Below are 19,100 nucleotides of genomic sequence, written 5' to 3'. Positions count from 1 at the left end.
TTTAGGGTTTCAGACTTCGAGTCTGAAACCTGACTTTAAGGTTACAATATGAAAATTAAAGCGCTATCTAAGCTAAAGCCTGAGCAAGGCATCTGGATGACCGAAGTGGACAAGCCTGAACTTGGTCACAACGACATTCTAATTCGTATTAAGAAAACGGCAATTTGTGGTACCGATGTACACATCTATAACTGGGATGAGTGGTCACAAAACACGATCCCTGTTCCTATGGTTGTCGGCCACGAATACGTCGGTGAAGTAGTGGATATTGGTCAAGAAGTTCGTGGTTTCGAAATCGGCGACCGCGTCTCTGGCGAAGGTCACATTACATGCGGACACTGTCGTAACTGCCGTGGTGGTCGTACTCACCTATGTCGCAACACGGTTGGTGTTGGTGTAAACCGCACGGGTGCGTTCTCTGAATACTTGGTTATTCCAGCGTTCAATGCGTTTAAGATCCCAGAAGGTATTTCTGACGATCTAGCGTCTATCTTTGACCCGTTCGGAAACGCGGTACACACTGCGCTGTCTTTCGACCTAGTTGGCGAAGACGTACTGATTACCGGCGCAGGTCCTATCGGTATTATGGCTGCTGCGGTAGCCAAGCACGTAGGTGCACGCCACGTGGTTATTACTGACGTAAACGAATACCGTCTAGATCTTGCAAGAAAAATGGGCGTCACGCGTGCTGTTAACGTGGCAAACGAAAACCTAAAAGATGTCATGGTAGAACTAGGCATGACGGAAGGCTTCGATGTAGGTCTTGAAATGTCAGGTGTTCAAGCGGCGTTCAGTTCAATGCTGGAAACTATGAACCACGGTGGTCGTATTGCACTGCTAGGTATTCCACCATCGGACATGGGCATCGACTGGAACCAAGTGATCTTCAAAGGTTTGGTTATCAAAGGCATCTACGGCCGTGAAATGTTCGAAACTTGGTATAAGATGGCAAGCTTGATTCAATCAGGTCTAGATCTAACACCAATCATCACTCACCATTATAAGATTGATGACTTCCAAGAAGGCTTCGACGTTATGCGTAGCGGACAGTCTGGTAAAGTTATTCTTGATTGGGAATAGAACTTAGCGGTTCAATACTATTGAATACTCCGAATAGCATAGTGCTTTCGGAGTATTTTTTTGCAGCTTGCTAAGCTGATCTGGCTCATCTGCTTAGGGTTTTCTAAAACAGCTGAGTTTCAATCGAACTGTATGCGGTTCGACAGCTCTATAATGGACTTAACCTGTAGTTTTGAGAAAACTCGTCTTTTGAAAGTGCTGACGGTTTTTTCACTGATTCCAAATTCGTAGGCAATGTAGTTGTTGCTAAAGCCTGCTAATAGCAACTTTGCAACTTCTCGTTCGCGTTCAGATAGCTTTTTTAAGCTTGATTCTACTCGGTCTTGTGAGGCTTGTTGATTAACATAGGCAGAAATCTGCTTAACAGTACTTGCTATCGTTTCACCCTTAACGAGATACGGCATCTGATATCAACGCAACAGACGTAAAGGATCAGCCGCAGCATTTGACGAGAAACAAGTTAGGTAATTAATGTCAGATAATTCTGACGCACAAAACACGGGTAGAAACATTTTGCAAAATCACTTTATATCAGAGAGTTGTGCATTTCTGTGTGACGCGATTTTATACAGTTGGTAAGGTGACCTAGAAAGGTTATCTTGCTCTATTGAATGTGGTGAGAATTAGCTGCAGTTAGATTTTTTCAAAGGGTAGTTGATTTGAGAGAGCGTAACCATTTTTAGTTTGAAGTTTTGCCGATAATGCTATTCTGGCTAAGGTAATGTTATATCCCAACGACATGTTTTCGAATGCCACGCTCGGAGAAATTAAATGGGACAGAACAAAAATGGAGAGTAGTGCTGTAAGAAATCTAATGTTAATAAAAGATATTTTATCGTCGTTAATATTTGTTTAGAGCCTTTCACAAGATAAGGTATTGGTTTAGATTGAATGAAGAATAGACTCATGGCTGTGAGTCTATTCGTTCACTGAATGTCTTGGCTCAAGACAGCTTTTATAGTGATTTTCAGAGTTGGAGCCGAGTTAAGGTAAAGTTGTCAGCGACAATTTAGTTCGAGAGCACCTCTGACACGAGCGTTGATTTTCGCTCTCGCAACAAAAGCACGACAAAGGCAACGACGCTGAGTAGAACAACTCCCCAACTGCAAATGACAATGGTTTCTTGAGTAGCAGGGAGCAACGATAGTATATAGGTAAAACCAAACGCTCCAACCATCTGTAACGCGCCATAGATAGCGCCAACTTGCCCTTTGTGATCTGGAAATAGATACAGCGCTGAGACGCCCGCTATCGCAATCAAGAATGCTGAGCCAAATGACATGAACGAGAACCCGATTAGCATTAGCGAGTAGTTTTGATCCACTAAACTTAACGTAATCAGAATCGCGCCAGTGCCTTGTATGATGCAGCCATAAAACAACGTTTTATGTTCACTTAAACTATTTTTTAAGAAATGGTTCCAAAACAAACGAGATGTTACGGTACTCGCTGTGAGTGCCATGGCCCCAAGTCCATAATCTGCAACAGAAATATGAAATTGATTCTAGGCAACAAACGCACCAGTCACCTGAAAAAGTAACAGACAACTTGCACCACTGATCATCATAGCGAGATAGCAAAGAAACTTAATATTCGACGCAATGAAGATATAGTCTTTGGCCATCTGCCTTGGTTTAATAGCATTTGGGTTGATTGTCTCAATGGTTTCATGGGCAAAGAAAACAAGAACAAGCAACAGACAAGCTGCTAATAATAGTAGGAAGATGAAGTTAGCTTCCCAATTGAAGTGTTGTGTAAGATAACCGCCTAGAATCGGTGTTAGGCTGGGCAAGGCCATGAAAATCACACCATACCAGTATTCCCATCAGCTCTGATTTGTTAAATGAGTCTTGCAAAATAGTTCTACATAGCAAGTAAAGACCACCGACGCCCAAGCCTTGTACAAATCTGCCCAAAAGCAGAGAGTCAATACTCTGTGCAAGCATGCAAATCAAGCTACCTACGACAAAAACTACAGCAGCCATGAGAGCAACTGGTCGTCTTCCGTATCGCTCTGACAAGGGGCCTGAAATCAATTGACTGCAGGCTAGCGCGATAAAGAAAACGCTTAGCGATTGTTGGGCAAGCGCCTCTGATGTATGCAACGCTGTTTGTATGTCAGGTAAAGCAGGTGTGTACATGCTTGACGAAAAAGAGTAGCTAGAAGCCATTAATAGGCTAATTAATATGATTTTGAATTTAGCCATCTGGTTACCTTTAAGCGTTATTCATTGGGTACTGAATATAGTAAAGCGCTTTTGGGGTAGGTGCTTTCGGGTAACACCCATGATGTTTACAGAACGCGCCAGGTATTAAGTCTTGTTCTTTTGGTGTTGACTGTAGGCGGTAGAAAAAGAGGAAAGGCTTGAATACTTGAGCTCATAGGCGACAGTCGTTGCACTGGTTCCTTGTTTTATCATTTGCTCTGCACGTTCCATATCCATAACGACTTTATTGCGAATATCTTTAAACGACGCTTGAAAATGGGTGAGAAACAATCGGTTCAAAGTACGCACAGAGGCTCCGGTTTGCTTCGACAGCTCTGAGATCGACATCTTGATATTTGGCTTCCCTGACAGAGCTTCAATAATAAGTAGCATTCGCCGTTCAATAACTCCCTGAGCCACGAGTGGTTGATTGGATGGCTCACAATAAGAACACTGATCGACAAGAACGTCTACATATTGACTCACTAATGTCGGTTCAAACACCGCCTTTTTTAAAACGCTAAATAGCTGTGTGACGAGTGGAGTGACGGTTAATACGGTAATGTCTTTGATTGTTGAGTGTGAAGGTACTTTTAGTAAAGAAATCTGCGACTCTTTGAGACATTCGGCTCGGTGGGGGGACATTTGCAGGGATGTAAACCAAAGAGTCGGGCAAAGAGAGCAAGCTATGTTGATCGGTTGAAAAGATTTGACACCCTTTATGGACGTACACAAGGTGCGCGTAACCATGGATGTGAAACTCGCCGGGTGATTGGTGTGTTTCATACTGTCTAAGTACGTGTCGTATATCTGGCATGTTATTCTTTTTCGCTACTTTTGAGGTTGAGTTTGTTCGCCAATAATTCTATTGCCCCACCTTGAACGAACACTGAAATGATCACGATAAAGAACACCATATGAACCATTGTCACCGCATTTTCAACGCCTGCAGCAGCGGGAATAAGTGAAAAGACGATAGGCGTTGCACCTTTTAGGCCAATTGAAGAAATAAAGATTTTTTTCTGCCAACTGACTTTTCGAAATGGCAAATAACACAACTGTACTGCGATGGGTCTAGCGACAAGGATCAGTAAGAAAGCCGGTAACAATGATTGCCAAAAGACTTTAAATAGTTCTTGTGGAAAGATTTGCAACCCTAAGGCGACAAAGAGAATCGCTTGAGCCAACCAAGAAAGGCTATTGAAAAAGTGGCGACTGACTTCCATACCGCGACGAACGCCGTTTCCAATGACAACACCAACGACATAAGAGGCGAGTAAAATGTTTCCGCCAAGCAAATCACTTCCATACATAGCAAGTACTGCGGAGGCGAGAATGAACACGGGTATTAGCCCATACTCTTCCAACTTGATGCTATTTAGCAGCCAACTGCATAATTTTCCTATGATAACTGCAATGGCCAATCCGACAAATATTTGTAGGAATAGTTCCAAGCCGATACTAGCTAAGGAAGGAACGGTATCTGGCGTCAAGGCGAGATTGGTTAACAAAACAACTAAGATCAAGGCGACAGGGTCGTTGGTCGCAGATTCAAACTCGAGAATGGTGTCCGTGTCTTCTTTTAACTTGAGCTTTTTGGACTCTAGAATAGAGAACACGGCAGCAGCGTCGGTTGATGACACGATGGCACCGAACAATAAACATTGGACTGGAGGTAAGTCAAACAGCAGAAAGACAATTCCTGCAAAAACGATCGTCGAGAAAACGACGCCGAGTGAGGAGAGCATGCCTCCTTCTTTATAGGCAACTCTAATGCTCGCTGTTGATGTACTCAACCCACCAACAAACACGATGATATTTAATGCAATGGCACCGATTGCGGAGGTCAATGTGAAATCGTCATAAACAAATCCAAACTCACCATTACCTATGACTAGACCAACCCCCATAAAAATAAGTAGAGAAGGTAGACCTAGGGTGCGAGACGGATGGTGTAGAAGGATACCTAGGCAAATTAGTAGAGAAAAACCAATGAGTCCAAACTCTAAGTTCATGAATGTCCTCTTATCTGTATTGTTGTTGAGGCAAGTCGCTAGAGATCACTGTTAAAAATGATTCGTGATATCTATGTGTATAATTGATTAGATTATAGTATGTTATTTTGGTTAAGTATGTAGCTTAAAAGCAAATATTTTATAAGTATTTTAATTGCTTACAATCTGGACTAAAGCGGGTGAATAGCGTTGAAACAGGGAAATATTTTTAAACAAATACCAAAGGATCGCACTGATGAGGTGTTTGAGGATATCATTAAAACCGAACAGGTTAGGATTGAACGTATCATATCTGAAGGACACTATACGCCGGAAGGAGATTGGTATGATCAAACTGAGAACGAATGGGTAACAGTATTACAAGGCGAAGGTGTAATTGAATACATTGATGGCACAACATTGACACTTGGTGTGGGAGATTATGTCGATATTCCAGCACATGTTAAGCATCGTGTTAAATCGACGTCAACGACCTCAATAACCGTTTGGCTTGCCGTGTTTTATAGTCACAATAACGCTGTTCACGGCGTAAAATAGCGATATACTGCTGAGCTACTATTATCTGCCAAGATATCATTGAGTAATGCTGAGATGTTACAAAAAGAGAACTTAATAAAGCTGGCGAGAATGCAGATGCCGTTTGGCAAATATGCGGGCAGGGTGCTAATCGATTTACCTGAAGAGTATCTGCTTTGGTTTGACAAAAAAGGATGGCCTAATGGTGAGTTAGGCGACCTTCTCAAACTCTGTTTAGCGCTGAAAATTGAGGGACTCGATAGCGTCGTTAAACCGTTAAAGCAGATGTAGCTGTTGCATTATGTATCAACAGTGACGCAAACAAAGCGTCGCTGTGATCAGCCATTTAATTAACCCGACAGAGATTGCCACTGAGTTGGGTTGAGAGTCTGAGGTTTGATTTGGACACGCCCGTCTCTTGCACGACATATCCCTTGGTTGACATCCCAAGCCCCCTCTCGAATGTATTTGTGGACACCTTGTGTCCCTTGTTTATAGTACGAATCTAGTTTTCCACGATATCCGTAGTAGGTACATTTGTCGTATCCCCAGCCGTACATATAATCGGCGAGAGCTTGTGCAAAACTGCGTTTCCCATTGAGCCACGAACCGCTGTTGCAGTTGTAACACTTGATCTTTCCTCGAAAGGTTTTTGGTAATCCATTTTCTCTCAATCTATCTACGACGAAGCGGTGGCCAAGTTCTTTGCCACCTTTTGAGATGCGGATGAACTCATTACCAGGTTCTCCATGCCCTCGAATGTAGATCTGGTAGTCATTCGAAATAGTCTTAAGTTCATTAATGACGGTTTTGGGTTCGTACCAAATTTGTATCGCTTCTTTATTCTTCGTGTTTAAAAGATATTCGATCCACTGATGATTTTTTCGGTGCCCCGCGAATGTCGATACCCCCCACTATCGGTGGGTTGATCACCATATTCTATATATGACAATAAGTCCGTTGTTGGTGTCGGCATATACAATATTATTTTAGCCATGAAAATTCCTTTTTATGCATCTAAAACATGTAGTTATAAGGTTTTTTACCACGGCTATAGCCTAGTAAATGACGGCAAGTGTTTTGGTTTTATATTGATAAATGCGACCTTGTGCGCAAATCTTGATGTCAATGATGCAACGACATAATTATTGTTGACATATACAAGCTGACACCGGCGTAACTTTTTAACAAAACTTCGAACTTTTTAGATGGTGGAGATGGTAACGAAAACCGGTTCGAGGGGGATATAAATGAGTTCTTAGGTGTTTGAGCCTAAGAACTCTTCGTAGGTTAGCGTTCGTGATTACTTTCCAAAGTAAACGATGACAACTTTGTCGTCGCCTAATTCTCTAGAGAACGCGAAAGCGTTATCATTCTCTAATTGGGTGTGTTTGCCAGCACCAACAGCGGGGTGACGGTCTCTAAACTGTCCAATCGTTTTCCAGTGTTCTAATAGCTTTTGCTTGTCCATGGATAAATCCCAAATCATGTCTGATCGCGTCCCTTGATGAAAATCATCCGCATAAGGGCCTATATTTCTGCCAATCTCGTCCCCGTAGTAGATTTGAATCGCTCCAGGACTTAGTAACAGTGCGTTAGCCGCATTTCTCTGAAGGTTATAGTCTTTAAAGCGACTAAAAAACAGTTCAGTGTCATGAGAGGACATGTAGCTGACAGGATTGAAATCAGCTGAACGTTGAATCTCGTCGGCGTAATGTTGATAGGTCTTTGCCATCTGGCTAAAGCATGCCGCGCCTTTATCTAGCTTCTTTTGCATATCGAAGTTGATTAACGCGTCGAATCCGTCATCAAAATATGGGCTTCTATAGGCACTGTGACCCCAGACCTCGCCCATCATCCAAAAAGGATGTCCGGTAACATTATGTTTTGAACGCCATTGTTCAAGGCTCGTGGTGGCCTCAGCTTTGAGCCTTTTCCATACATCGCCTTCGACGTGTTTGACCGTATCAACACGGTATCCATCAATCCCAAAGCGTTTAACCCAATCGGTTTGCCATTCAATGAGGTAATCGGCCACAGTATAATTGTCTCGTGCGACGACTCGTGTTCCTGGATTGGCGAGCAAAAATGGCGGTGGCTGGACTGTCTTGGTGGACTCAGTTTTGAAATCAGGCAAACCTGCTAGAGACAAGGTGGTGTCACTAGAGCCTGGTTTGTCATAGCCAGGTAACCCTGTTCGGATCCAATCAGAGCCCCACCAATTGATCCAGTTTTGGGAGTGGTAATCTATATTGGTGTGGTAGCTGTGCCAGTTTTCTCCTTCTTTAGGTATCCATTGTGACCAGTTTTTCGGTAGGGGTTTAGACGATTTCACAACCCTAAGGTGATCAAATTGAATGTCTGCAAGGTTAGAATAGCCGGGATGATTTATTACGGCGTCTAATAAAACCTTCATTCCACGTTTGTGAGCTTCAGTAACCAGTTGTCTCAAATCCTCATCATCACCAAAGCTCTCGTCAATTTTAGTGAAGTCGCGCGCCCAATAGCCGTGGTAAGCATAAAACGGAAATGAGCCGCTATCACCACCGCCAACAAAACCATGAACCTGTTCTACGATGGGAGACAGCCAGATAACATTGGTGCCCAGCGACTTAATATAGTCAAGTTTTCCAGTGATACCCTTTAAATCACCACCATGAAATGTACCAATTTCTTGTTTACCGTCTTTTTGGCGACCATAAGGTTGTGTTGCTTCTGGATCTGAATCTTTAAAGCGATCTACCATGACGAAGTAGATGTTAGCGTTGCGATAGTTGAAGTCGCTGTTTGCTTGAATTGGCTCAGCGAGTTCCAATAAGGTCAGGCCTCCGCTGGACGCGTTAGGCTGCAGTGAAACGTTGCCGCTTTCTACAGTAACCACTTGTCCTGTAAATACGTCTTTAAGCTTTGTTCCGTCTGGGTAGGTGTTGCCCAGGGAAATAGTTTGAGATTGCTGAGGAAGCACCTCACATTTAACCTTTGGTATTGGTCGTTTAAACTCGGTCTTTGCGACTTTTTTAGGTTGGCGCTTAAATGTCAATGTATGAAGTTGATCATCGTAGACAAAGGAATAATCTCCAGTGAATCTTATAGTTAGTGGCAAAGAAGAAGCTTCACCGCATAACAGAGGTAGCGGTGTATTAAACTTGACCTTTTTAGGAAGCTTATTGTCACAGCTTGCGTCTATACCACTAACTTTGAGTTGATAGTTATCTTTATTTAGAGTGACGATCAATGGCGTTGTGGTGTCGAGAGGGTAATCTCTACTGGTTGTGGAGGTAGAGATCGTTAAGTAGGGTGATGCAAATAGCGATGGCGAGGCCAACAGCATACAAGCAAGTAGGGTCTTATGCGTCATGCTCAATCCGTTGTTCTGATAGTCCGAAATTACTATAAGTGGCCTAAAACGGTTTCACATCATTCTAGGGCCTACGCCTCAAAGTAAGAGAAAGTTCACAGAATATATTCTAGGGGAGGAGTGAAAGGGGATGATTTTGGATGAAGAATGATTAGTTATTATAGATAGATGAAACGAAAGATATTGCTGTCACTGCTGATTCCTTCCATCTCGTTTGCTATGAGTACATGGCCATCTCGTTATGTAATGGGTGAGTTAGCATTAAGCGACTTAAATCAAGTAACAACACTGATGGATGTTTATGATTGTGGTGAGCAAGAACATCAGCAGTTTTGTGGTTTTGATACCAATTATCGTGGTATCCCTTTGGAAGCACAAATCGATGTAGTCAATCAGTCGGTGGTGAGAATCACCTTTGTCATCCCAATGACAGTGACGAATTATACCAGGCTTCAAACCTTACTGCGTTCAGACGGTTATCAATTAGAAAGCGTTAGAATAGCGGGTAAAGAGTTGATTGTTGAAGATTTAATCAATGAGGACTTACCTCATATAGCCGATAAGAAACTGGTGCAATTTTTGAACTTACATCCCATTTCTGTGTCCAAACTGCTTACCTGGATCCGCAAAAATGAGATTCAGGATATGTTCGCAACAGAAACGCTTTTAATGACGAGTGACAAAGAGCAAATCGTGCTCACGTGGGACTTTCCCCAGCATTCTAACACTGTCACACAATAGTCTTACGGCTGTCATTTCAATGTTACATTTGATGAGTAACTTGAACTGCGTAAAGTATAGAAGGAGTTAACCATGAAAAAAATGAGACGTGCACAGCTTCATCGTTGTCGTATTCAATACTGGAAAGAAACCAACCAGAGAGCAACAGACAAAGAAAAAGCATAGTCACACTTTACAAACCACGACGTAGAACCAGCATAAAAAGTAAGTGCTGGTTTTTTCGTTTTTAGCCTTTAAAAAAAAGATAGACAACCTCATATTTGAGGAATACAATCCGCTCGTTTTGGGGAGTAGTCACCCGTTTATTTGTCGTCATCTCGTTAAGTCTAGGGCTTATCCGGCAAATAAGAGCGCACTTTGCGCTTTGACGAGACCAACGCAATCAAATGCCCAGTATTTTGTTACTGGGTGATGTATTTGTTTGTGGAAGGTCGACACCCATACCTATCGTCCTTCCGCCTGGAGGACTTATGAGCCCATCTATTTACGTTTCCTTTTTCGTTTTAACGCTAGCTCTGGTGGCGTTAGACATATATCAAACTCGTGGTGGACAAATCTCTATCCGCAAAGCAGCGATATGGAGTGTGTTTTGGTTTTTACTTGCTTTTGCGTTCTCGGCAACGATCTATCTCTTCTGGGATTTTTATGCACCAGCAAGTGACTATACCGCTGAAAAAGCGACAGTCTCATTCTTAACGGGTTATTTGTTAGAGAAATCCCTAAGTGTCGATAACCTTTTCGTGTTTGCGATCATTTTTCATCAATACGCAGTACCTGAACATCTAAGACCAAGAGCATTGTTATGGGGTGTAATTGGTGCGTTGGTTTTGAGAGCGATCATGATCAGTGTTGGTGCGCAGCTGCTTGCTGAGTTCCACTGGGTAATGTACTTATTTGCAGCGTTCTTAATTTGGACCGGTATTAAGCTGGCTAAAGACTCTGACGAAGATGAAGTAAATCCGCTGCCTGAACGTGTAATTAGAAAGCTAGTTCCGGTAACCGACGACTTTCATGGTAATAAGCTGTCCATTATCGAAAATGGTAAGCGTGTCTTTACCCCGATGCTGGTGGTAATAGGCGTGATCGCGTTTATGGACATAATGTTCGCTTTGGATTCAATACCGGCCATTTTCGCGGTAACAAGAGAACCGTTCTTAGTTCTTGCTGCTAACGTGTTTGCGTTACTTGGTCTTCGTTCTTTGTACTTTGTACTAGAGGGAATGATGAATCGTTTTGTGTACTTAAAACCTGCACTGTCATTCATCATGATCTTCATCGGTATAAAGATGGCGCTCGTTGGATCGGCTTGGGAGATCCCAACTTGGGTTTCGTTAAGTGTGATATTAGTGACCATGACGGTTGCGACGATAGCATCTCTTTATCGAGAAAAACGCCAATCGGTGTCTTTGGATAAGAACAGCTAACGGATTAACAATAAAAACCTCTTAGTAATAAGAGGTTTTTTTGTTTAACAACAATGAAACATCTAGCGTTGGGCAGATGTAGTTGGCAATAAATATTCATCAAAATGCGTCTTTTTAGCATGAATATTCAGGGTGGTGACATTGCTAAGAACGTCGCTTGTTAATGCTTTGTTTTATTAGATTAACTAATGTGAATATCCAAATTTTGTCATTTTTTAAACAGCGTTTTTTTACCTAATATTGTCGTTAACAACAACGAGTTACCCAGTTTTTTAAGAGAGGCAATCATGGCACAAGCAATGAACATCGAAACTATCGCTGTACCCTCTATGGAAAAGAAAACCTACGCGGTTAACTTCAAAGGATTGATTGCACACCTACTAGATATTATGTTTGGTAAAGGCGAAGTACAGAACACTTACTACGCAAACGAACTATCTGGTCATATGCAGCGTGATATCGGTTTGAACCGATAAACACAAAGAATTTAAAAAAGCATCTAGTGATCTAGATGCTTTTTTTTTTACTCATTACCAGGCGACTCCATTTAGCGTTGGCTTTCAAAGCCGCCAGCTTCCTGGGTTGCTTTGACAAGTTCAATCCTTTCTAATTCTTCAACTGTACTTTCATTGGTTACTTCGAGAGCTTCTCCTATCTCCTCTGGGGAAAAGGCATAATGTTTGTTGAACGTCATAAGATAAGTCCACATTTAGATTGGGATTGGAAATTTATAAACTTATTATTAAGTTAACGACGGCGATCGTCATCAGCCCAAGTGATTAAATTTAGGGCGTAGGGGAGTAGGCGTATATTAAATGTCGTTTTTTTGTCGCAATCTATATAAAACTGATTCATCGCAATTTCCTGACATTGGGTTTACGTATGATGAGTCATTGTATTTATAAGAACGTAAGGTGAAAAAATGACAAGTCTTATCGACCGGTTTCTCAAGTATGTCACGTTTGACACGCAATCAGACCCGTCACTAGGTTGTTGTCCAAGCACGAAAGGACAGACCACATTCGCTGCGTTTCTCCGAGACGAACTTCTGTCATTAGATTTACAAGACGTCACTCTCGATGACAATGGATACGTAATGGCGACGTTGCCATCGAACGTCGAGTATGACGTGCCTGCTGTAGGGTTTGTGGCTCATATGGACACGGCGCCGGATGCGTCAGGTGCGAATGTCAGACCACAACTGGTAGAGAATTACCTAGGTGGTGACATCGCATTGGGAAAAGGTGAACAAGTGCTTTCACCTATACAATATCCAGATCTGCATCAGTTACATGGTCACGACATCATTACCACAGATGGGACGACGTTATTAGGCGCAGATAATAAAGCCGGAATTGCAGAGATAATATCTGCAGTGGCATTTCTTATTGAACATCCAGAGATCCCGCACGGCGATATTAAAATTGCATTTACCCCTGATGAAGAAATAGGCCGTGGCGCCGACCTATTCAATGTTGAGAAATTTGCAGCTAACTGGGCTTACACCATCGACGGCGGACCTGTTGGAGAATTGGAGTATGAGAATTTCAATGCTGCCGCTGCTACAGTGACTTTTCATGGTAACAATGTGCATCCGGGCACCGCCAAAGGCAAGATGGTTAACTCAATGACATTGGCAGCGCGTTTCCAAGCTGAGATGCCCGCTGATGAAACTCCCGAAACGACAGACGGATATGAAGGCTTCTATCATTTAACCACCGCTGAAATGTCTGTTGCTAAATCTACACTGCATTATATTTTGCGTGATTTTGAGCAAGATGGCTTAGAGCGACGCAAGGCGTATTTGAAAAACAAAGTAGCGACCTTTAACCAAGGGGATAAAACAGAACGAGTGACGTTAACGATTACGGATAACTATTCTAATATGAGAGAGATGGTTGAGCCTCATCCTCATATTATTGAGATTGCTAAGCAAGCAATGATAGCGTGCGATGTTAAGCCTAATATTAAACCCATTCGTGGCGGTACCGATGGTGCTCGGCTGTCGTTTATGGGGCTTCCGTGTCCGAATATTTTTACAGGTGGTTATAATTTTCACGGAATTCATGAATTTATTACGGTTCAAGGTATGGAATTGGCGGTAAACGTGATTGTGCAAATTGCGAAAGACACCGCAATTCGTTATCGTTAGGGAAAACTAAGTTATGCAGTAGGCGACCATGGAAGATTTTCAAAAAGTAATAGCGTTCTTAATAGAAAACAAACTGTTATTAAGCTTTCTGGTCGTCTTTATTATCTTAGTTATACGTCGAGTGGCACTGTCAGGTATTCGTGGAGATGTTGCTTTTCTATCAGAGGAGCAACGCAAATGGATGTCGAGAACCAAAAACGGCTCCTTTGCCGTTATTGTCGTCACTTTGTTTTTGGTATGGAAATCTGAGATCAGCGAATTCGCGCTGTCCGTTACCGCTATTGCCGTCGCTATCGTGGTTGCCTCCAAGGAGATTATTCTCTGTTTTACAGGTTCGATTCAAAGAGCCAGTTCACGTTCGTTTCGAATCGGTGATTGGATTGAAGTGGGTAAGACGAGCGGCGAGGTTATTGAGCACAACCTGATGGCAACGGTCATACAAGAGATTGACCTTTATCATGGTCAGTATCATTTCACGGGAAAGACGATCACGCTTCCCAATAGTATGTTTTTTACCTATGCGGTTAAAAACCTGAACTTTATGAAAAGGTATGTCTATCATAGCTTTTCAATTGTCGTTCCAGGATTTGACAATCTATTCCCGCTACTACCCGATCTAACGAGCAAGATTGAACATCATAGTGAAAGCTTTATTGATGTAGCTCGCCGATATAACAGCGTGATAGAAAAACATGCGGGAGTCGACCTTCCAGGTTCGGAGCCGCACATTCATATTTCTAGTGGTGTAACAGGCGAGCAAGTTTTACACATCATGATATTTTGTCCCACTGAATTAGCGACGCATTTAGAGCAAGAAATCCGTGCTGACTTTATGAATATCTATCACCACGCATTTCCAAAAGATATAGAAAAAACTATATAAAAACAGTTTGTTATATTTTGAAACACTTTAGAGATAACTATTAATATTTCTCGGACATTCAGCAGACTTGTAATTTGCTAGTCTGCCAAAGCTTGTTCCAATTAGAAGATTAAATGGTGTTTCAATGCCTAAAAAATTACTTGTTGCTAGCCTTGTGTCTGCTGTTCTTCTAGCAGGATGCGGTGAAGCGACTACTACCCAACAAAACGCACCAGCGCCTCTTGTTCAAACCCAAGCGGTAGAGGTGGTTCCACATCAACAGAGCAAAACTTACATTGGACGGATGGATGCGGTAGAAGACACGGCTATTACCGCTCAAGTGTCAGGCTACTTATTGGAGCGTCATTTCCAAGAAGGACAAATTGTAGAAAAAGGACAGTTGCTCTACGCCATTGAACCATCGACTTTTGAAGCTCAAGTTGCCAGCGCGAAAGCCTTTGTGTCCGAAGCACGCTCTTCTTTAAAGAAGGCAGAACTGGACTTCGAGCGCGGCAAGAATCTGGTGAAATCCAATAACATTTCTCAAGCCGAATTTGATGCGCTAACGGCCTCGTTGATGAGTGCGAGAGCCCAACTAGAAGCGGGCATTGCGCAGCAGAAAGTCGCAGAAGTTAATTTATCACACACCACGATTAGAGCGCCGTTTACCGGGCGAATTTCAGACAGTAAAGTAAGTACTGGTGACTTGTTGTCTCCGTCATCAGGTGTGTTAACAACCCTAGTTAGCATGGATCCAATCTACGCCTCTTTCAGCATTTCGGAGCGAGAGCGCCTTGCTTTAGGTATGGACCGAATCGAGGGGGACGGTTCCGATGAGTCTAATGGCGTTGCGGTTAACGTGATTCTTGAAGATGGAAGCGTGTATGACAAACAAGGAAAAATTGATTTTCTTGGGAACCGCATAAACCTCAACACGGGTACGCTGGCCATGCGTGCGGTAGTGGAAAATCCAAATCAAAGACTGTTACCAGGTCAACATATTCGCGTTGAATTGATGGAGAAAGAGGCAAGCGACGTCGTAACTGTGCCACGCAGAGCGGTTCAAACCGACCTTGAAGGTGACTTTGTTATGGTCGTCTCGGAAGGTAACATCGCTGAACGTCGTAATGTAGCGCTAGGCCCTCAAGTAGAAACTGGCATTGTGGTTCGCTCTGGCCTGAAACCAACCGATGTGGTTATTACTCTAGGTTTACAACGTGTAAGAAATGGAATCCCTGTACGTATTCAAGAGCCTAAGCCAGCAGAACAGGGTGCCTAATACATGCTAAGTCGTTTCTTTATTCAAAGACCAAAGTTTGCGTTGGTTATTTCAATAATACTCACATTGGCTGGTGCGATATCACTCATGGTGCTTCCAGTCGCTGAGTATCCCAAGATTAGTCCGCCATCAGTCAGTGTCACTGCATTTTATACAGGTGCTAGTGCAGAGGTTGTCGAAGAGGCCGTTGCCGACCCAATTGAAACTTCCGTCAATGGTGTTGAGAACATGATTTATATGTCCTCTAAAAGTGCCAATGATGGCTCTTATAACCTCAATGTGACGTTTGACATCGGTACCGACCCAGATATGGCTCAGGTCAACGTTCAAAACCGAGTGTCACAGATTGAATCTAAGTTACCCCAAGAAGTGAGAATGGTCGGTGTTACCGTTAAGAAACGCTCTCCAGACTTATTGATGGTTTTGAACTTCTATTCTCCTGACGGACGTTTTGATGATCAATTCTTAATTAACTACATCAATTTAAATGTGAAGGACCAACTGGCCCGTGTCAAAGGGATCAGTGAAGTTAACGTTATTGGTGGTGGCGAATACGCAATGCGTGTTTGGCTTGACCCCGATAAGTTGGCGAATCTAAAAATGACCACTAGCGACGTTTATGCGGCGCTTGCCGAGCAGAATGTTCAAGTTGCTGCTGGTCGCGTTGGTGCCGCTCCCTATGCAGATCCCCAGGAAGTTCAGTTCAACTTGGTTACCAAGGGGCGTCTTGAGTCAGTCAGTGAATTTGAAAATGTTGTACTTCGAGCGAACTCTGACGGTTCTACGGTTTATTTAAAAGATGTCGCTCGCGTTGAGCTTGGTAAGAAGTTCTATGATGGAAGTGGTCAATTCCGAGGGGAAGACGCGTCCATTGTGGCATTGAACCTGCAGTCCGATGCTAATGCCCTTGAAAGTGGCAAAGCCGTCATGGAACTGTTGGAGCGTCTGAGTGTTAATTTCCCTGAGGGAATGGCGTATGAAACCAGCTACGACACGACTGTTTTTGTTGCGGAATCGATAAAAGGGGTGGTTAAAACACTGGTTGAAGCCATTCTTTTGGTTATTGCCGTAACGTATTTGTTTTTAGGTAGCGCTCGAGCAACATTAATTCCAGTTGTTGCTATCCCTGTTTCATTAATCGGTACATTTGCTGTTATGAACATGACAGGGTTCACCATTAACACGGTGACCTTGTTTGGTATTATTCTCGCTATTGGTATCGTGGTAGACGACGCAATTCTTGTTATTGAGAACGTGGATACCATTATGAAGCGTAATCCGCATATTTCACCAAGAAAAGCGACGTTGATGGCGATGAAAGAGGTAACGGGTCCAATCATTACCTCCACGTTAGTTCTGTTAGCGGTCTTTATACCAGTAACGCTGTTACCGGGGATTACTGGGATTATGTATCGCCAGTTCGCGTTAACGATCTGTATCTCGGTAATTATTTCCTCCATTAATGCTTTAACACTATCTCCAGCGTTGTGTTCGTTGGTGTTGAAGCAAGGTGGTGGTAATACCGCACGTTGGTTCCAAACCTTTAATGGTCTACTTGAGCGTCTTACGATGCGTTACGGCCAAGTCGCTGGCTTCTTAGTCAAAAAAGCCTTATTGCTGATGACATTCTTTGTAATAGCGGTAGGCGCAGTGACTTTCCTTGCGAAAAATACGTCAACGGCGTTTGTGCCACAAGAAGATAAAGGTATCTTACTGGTCAACGTTCAACTTCCTGATTCCGCGTCGCTGTCGCGTACTACCGAAACCACAGAACAGTTGGTGGCATTAGTAGAACAAGAACCTGGAATTGATGGAATTACGGTTGCCAATGGCTATGCGTTTATGACGGGTGCGGCAGCATCCAACGGTGCGTCGTTGTTTATCAAACTCAAGGACTGGAATGAGCGCAACGGTTTTGAGGGCGATCACTCGGCAAACGCCATAGCAGCAAGAGTAAATGGTATGGCAGCGCAACAAATCCCGGGCGCGGTCGTATTTGCGATGGGACCACCAGCAGTGCCTGGTATGGGCGCTGCTTCAGGTTTTGAATTTGTGTTGGAAGACACATTAGGACGAAGCAGGACAGATCTTGCTTTAGTAATGCAAGATGTGATTCAAACGGCGAACCAACAGCCAGAGATAGCTTATACATTCAGTACGTTCCGTGCTAACGTGCCACATTATTACGTGGATATAGATCGCGAGAAAGCACAACAACTTGGCATTCCTTTATCATCAATATTCCAAACGCTACAGGGTAACTTAGGTTCCTTGTATGTGAATGATTTTACGATGTTTGGGAAAAACTTCCGTGTCACAGTGCAAGCCGATGCTCAGTATCGAAGTGGCATGGAAGATCTACAATTATTCCACGTGCGTTCTTCTAAAGGGGAGATGATTCCGTTAAGTACATTGGTTTCCTACGAGCAAGTGTTCGAACCAGATGTCGCATGGCGATATAACATGTATCGTAGCGCCGTGATTCAAGGGCAACCCGCTCCAGGTTACTCAAGTGGGGATGCGATTGCTGCGATAGAAAGGGTTGCTGCTGAAGTATTACCGATGGGCTATCAATATGAATGGACCGGGATGGCTTACCAAGAAATTCTAGCGGGTAACCAAGCGATATATGCGTTTGCATTGGCACTAATCTTTATTTACCTGTTTATGGTGGCTCAATATGAGAGTTGGACCATCCCGTTAGCCATTATATTGGTGGTACCGGTCGCGACATTAGGTTCATTTATCGCCTTGAACCTTACAGGCACACCGCTGAATCTATATGCACAAATCGGGCTTGTGTTACTCATAGCATTGGCAGCGAAGAACGCAATACTCATTGTTGAATTCGCCAAACTTGAACGTGAAGATAAAGACGTCGCTATTGATGATGCTGCGGTGCGAGGCGGTATGCTTCGCTTCCGTGCCGTTAATATGACGTCATGGTCATTTATTCTAGGTATTTTCCCACTTATTTTTGCCTCAGGAGCAGGGCATGTAAGTCAGAACTCCTTAGGTATCTCGTTAGTCGGCGGTCTATTGTGTGTCTTGCTCGCGGGTACATTCTTAATACCTGGCTTTTACGCCATTATCCAGCATAGACGAGAGAAAATTCGTGGTGGAAACACCAAGCTTGTCCCATTAGAAGACGACGAGTGATCTAAAAAAAGCTAAAACAATACGATTGAGCCCCTCACTGTGAGGGGCTTTTTTATAAATGTAATGCTCTGTGAGGTGTGTTTTGACAAATTCATACAGGCTCTTCTCCGCTTTGTTGAGTCATAACGCAATACTTATGACTTCTACCATACTGACTAATAACCCTTTTTTAGTCAGTATGGATGAATCCTATTTTGACCCAGTTACTTTCTCAGCTTTTACATATTCAGGGGCAGGCAATCCAGTCGATTAAGGTCGATGAATCCACTCAAACTGTTGACGTTTACTGTCGTCGAGACCGACGATT

General features: G+C 43.1%; 19 protein-coding genes. 10 read left to right on the top strand and 9 right to left on the bottom strand.

Features of this window, described 5'->3' with window-relative positions:
* Positions 1-48: 48 nt before the first annotated feature.
* Positions 49-1,080: an L-threonine 3-dehydrogenase gene (gene tdh / locus VTH8203_RS17910; protein ID WP_096994882.1), complete on the top strand. Its 1,032-nt coding sequence runs from the start codon at positions 49-51 to the stop codon at positions 1,078-1,080.
* 119 nt (positions 1,081-1,199) lie between these two features.
* Here tdh and VTH8203_RS17905 read toward each other — a convergent pair whose 3' ends face one another.
* The 6 genes from VTH8203_RS17905 to VTH8203_RS17890 form a co-directional block, all read right to left on the bottom strand.
* Complete coding sequence (locus VTH8203_RS17905) at positions 1,200-1,484, bottom strand: LuxR C-terminal-related transcriptional regulator (RefSeq protein WP_096994881.1); 285 nt, start codon at positions 1,482-1,484, stop codon at positions 1,200-1,202.
* 605 nt (positions 1,485-2,089) lie between these two features.
* Positions 2,090-2,542: an MFS transporter gene (locus tag VTH8203_RS25425; RefSeq protein ID WP_306346044.1), complete on the bottom strand. Its 453-nt coding sequence runs from the start codon at positions 2,540-2,542 to the stop codon at positions 2,090-2,092.
* Positions 2,543-2,584: 42 nt separating this feature from the next.
* Positions 2,585-2,878 (bottom strand): MFS transporter, encoded by a 294-nt coding sequence (locus tag VTH8203_RS25420; RefSeq protein WP_306346046.1) that lies wholly within the window; start codon positions 2,876-2,878, stop codon positions 2,585-2,587.
* Positions 2,811-3,221: an MFS transporter gene (locus VTH8203_RS25415; RefSeq protein WP_306346045.1), complete on the bottom strand. Its 411-nt coding sequence runs from the start codon at positions 3,219-3,221 to the stop codon at positions 2,811-2,813. Before VTH8203_RS25415 ends, VTH8203_RS25420 begins: the two co-directional genes overlap by 68 nt.
* 171 nt (positions 3,222-3,392) lie before the next feature.
* Positions 3,393-3,932 carry a helix-turn-helix domain-containing protein gene (locus VTH8203_RS17895; protein ID WP_096994880.1) on the bottom strand — a complete coding sequence of 180 codons (540 nt, stop codon included), beginning with the start codon at positions 3,930-3,932 and terminating at the stop codon, positions 3,393-3,395.
* A gap of 173 nt (positions 3,933-4,105) precedes the next feature.
* On the bottom strand, positions 4,106-5,302 hold the full coding sequence (locus VTH8203_RS17890; protein WP_096994879.1) for a potassium/proton antiporter: 1,197 nt from the start codon (positions 5,300-5,302) through the stop codon (positions 4,106-4,108).
* Between the two features lie 183 nt (positions 5,303-5,485).
* On the opposite strand from VTH8203_RS17890, the gene VTH8203_RS17885 reads away from it, so the two are divergent.
* Positions 5,486-5,839, top strand: a complete 354-nt coding sequence (locus VTH8203_RS17885; protein ID WP_208617772.1) for a cupin domain-containing protein — start codon at positions 5,486-5,488, stop codon at positions 5,837-5,839.
* 54 nt (positions 5,840-5,893) lie between these two features.
* Positions 5,894-6,109: a DUF3820 family protein gene (locus VTH8203_RS17880; RefSeq protein ID WP_096994877.1), complete on the top strand. Its 216-nt coding sequence runs from the start codon at positions 5,894-5,896 to the stop codon at positions 6,107-6,109.
* A 59-nt stretch (positions 6,110-6,168) separates the two neighbouring features.
* Here VTH8203_RS17880 and VTH8203_RS24620 read toward each other — a convergent pair whose 3' ends face one another.
* Together VTH8203_RS24620 and VTH8203_RS17875 are read right to left on the bottom strand one after the other, a co-directional pair.
* Positions 6,169-6,492, bottom strand: coding sequence for a hypothetical protein (locus tag VTH8203_RS24620; RefSeq protein ID WP_158296183.1), 324 nt, complete (start codon positions 6,490-6,492; stop codon positions 6,169-6,171).
* A gap of 629 nt (positions 6,493-7,121) precedes the next feature.
* On the bottom strand, positions 7,122-9,176 hold the full coding sequence (locus VTH8203_RS17875) for an alpha-amylase (protein WP_096994876.1): 2,055 nt from the start codon (positions 9,174-9,176) through the stop codon (positions 7,122-7,124).
* 168 nt (positions 9,177-9,344) lie between these two features.
* Here VTH8203_RS17875 and VTH8203_RS17870 point away from each other — a divergent pair, with 168 nt between their 5' ends.
* The 3 genes from VTH8203_RS17870 to VTH8203_RS17860 all read left to right on the top strand — a co-directional run bounded on the left by VTH8203_RS17870 (position 9,345) and on the right by VTH8203_RS17860 (position 11,817).
* Complete coding sequence (locus VTH8203_RS17870; RefSeq protein WP_096994875.1) at positions 9,345-9,917, top strand: hypothetical protein; 573 nt, start codon at positions 9,345-9,347, stop codon at positions 9,915-9,917.
* 470 nt (positions 9,918-10,387) lie between these two features.
* The gene (locus VTH8203_RS17865; protein ID WP_096994874.1) at positions 10,388-11,341 is read left to right on the top strand and encodes a TerC/Alx family metal homeostasis membrane protein; all 954 of its coding nucleotides are present in this window, start codon (positions 10,388-10,390) and stop codon (positions 11,339-11,341) included.
* A 287-nt stretch (positions 11,342-11,628) separates the two neighbouring features.
* Positions 11,629-11,817, top strand: coding sequence for a hypothetical protein (locus VTH8203_RS17860; RefSeq protein WP_096994873.1), 189 nt, complete (start codon positions 11,629-11,631; stop codon positions 11,815-11,817).
* A gap of 71 nt (positions 11,818-11,888) precedes the next feature.
* Here the strand turns inward: VTH8203_RS17860 and VTH8203_RS24615 are convergent, their stop codons facing one another.
* Positions 11,889-12,035, bottom strand: a complete 147-nt coding sequence (locus VTH8203_RS24615) for a hypothetical protein (RefSeq protein ID WP_158296182.1) — start codon at positions 12,033-12,035, stop codon at positions 11,889-11,891.
* Between the two features lie 228 nt (positions 12,036-12,263).
* Here VTH8203_RS24615 and pepT point away from each other — a divergent pair, with 228 nt between their 5' ends.
* The 4 genes from pepT to VTH8203_RS17840 all read left to right on the top strand — a co-directional run bounded on the left by pepT (position 12,264) and on the right by VTH8203_RS17840 (position 18,793).
* A complete protein-coding gene (gene pepT, locus VTH8203_RS17855) occupies positions 12,264-13,493 on the top strand; it encodes a peptidase T (RefSeq protein WP_096994872.1) in 1,230 nt (409 codons plus the stop codon).
* A gap of 28 nt (positions 13,494-13,521) precedes the next feature.
* Positions 13,522-14,376, top strand: a complete 855-nt coding sequence (locus tag VTH8203_RS17850) for a mechanosensitive ion channel family protein (protein WP_096994871.1) — start codon at positions 13,522-13,524, stop codon at positions 14,374-14,376.
* 124 nt (positions 14,377-14,500) lie between these two features.
* Positions 14,501-15,634 carry an efflux RND transporter periplasmic adaptor subunit gene (locus VTH8203_RS17845; RefSeq protein WP_096994870.1) on the top strand — a complete coding sequence of 378 codons (1,134 nt, stop codon included), beginning with the start codon at positions 14,501-14,503 and terminating at the stop codon, positions 15,632-15,634.
* 3 nt (positions 15,635-15,637) lie between these two features.
* Positions 15,638-18,793, top strand: a complete 3,156-nt coding sequence (locus VTH8203_RS17840; protein ID WP_096994869.1) for an efflux RND transporter permease subunit — start codon at positions 15,638-15,640, stop codon at positions 18,791-18,793.
* Positions 18,794-19,100 lie beyond the last annotated feature (307 nt).

The sequence above is a fragment of the Vibrio thalassae genome, from assembly GCF_900089835.1.
Lineage (GTDB): Bacteria > Pseudomonadota > Gammaproteobacteria > Enterobacterales > Vibrionaceae > Vibrio > Vibrio thalassae.
Note: the sequence above shows the minus strand (reverse complement) of the source record. Positions and strands in the feature narration are given on the sequence as shown.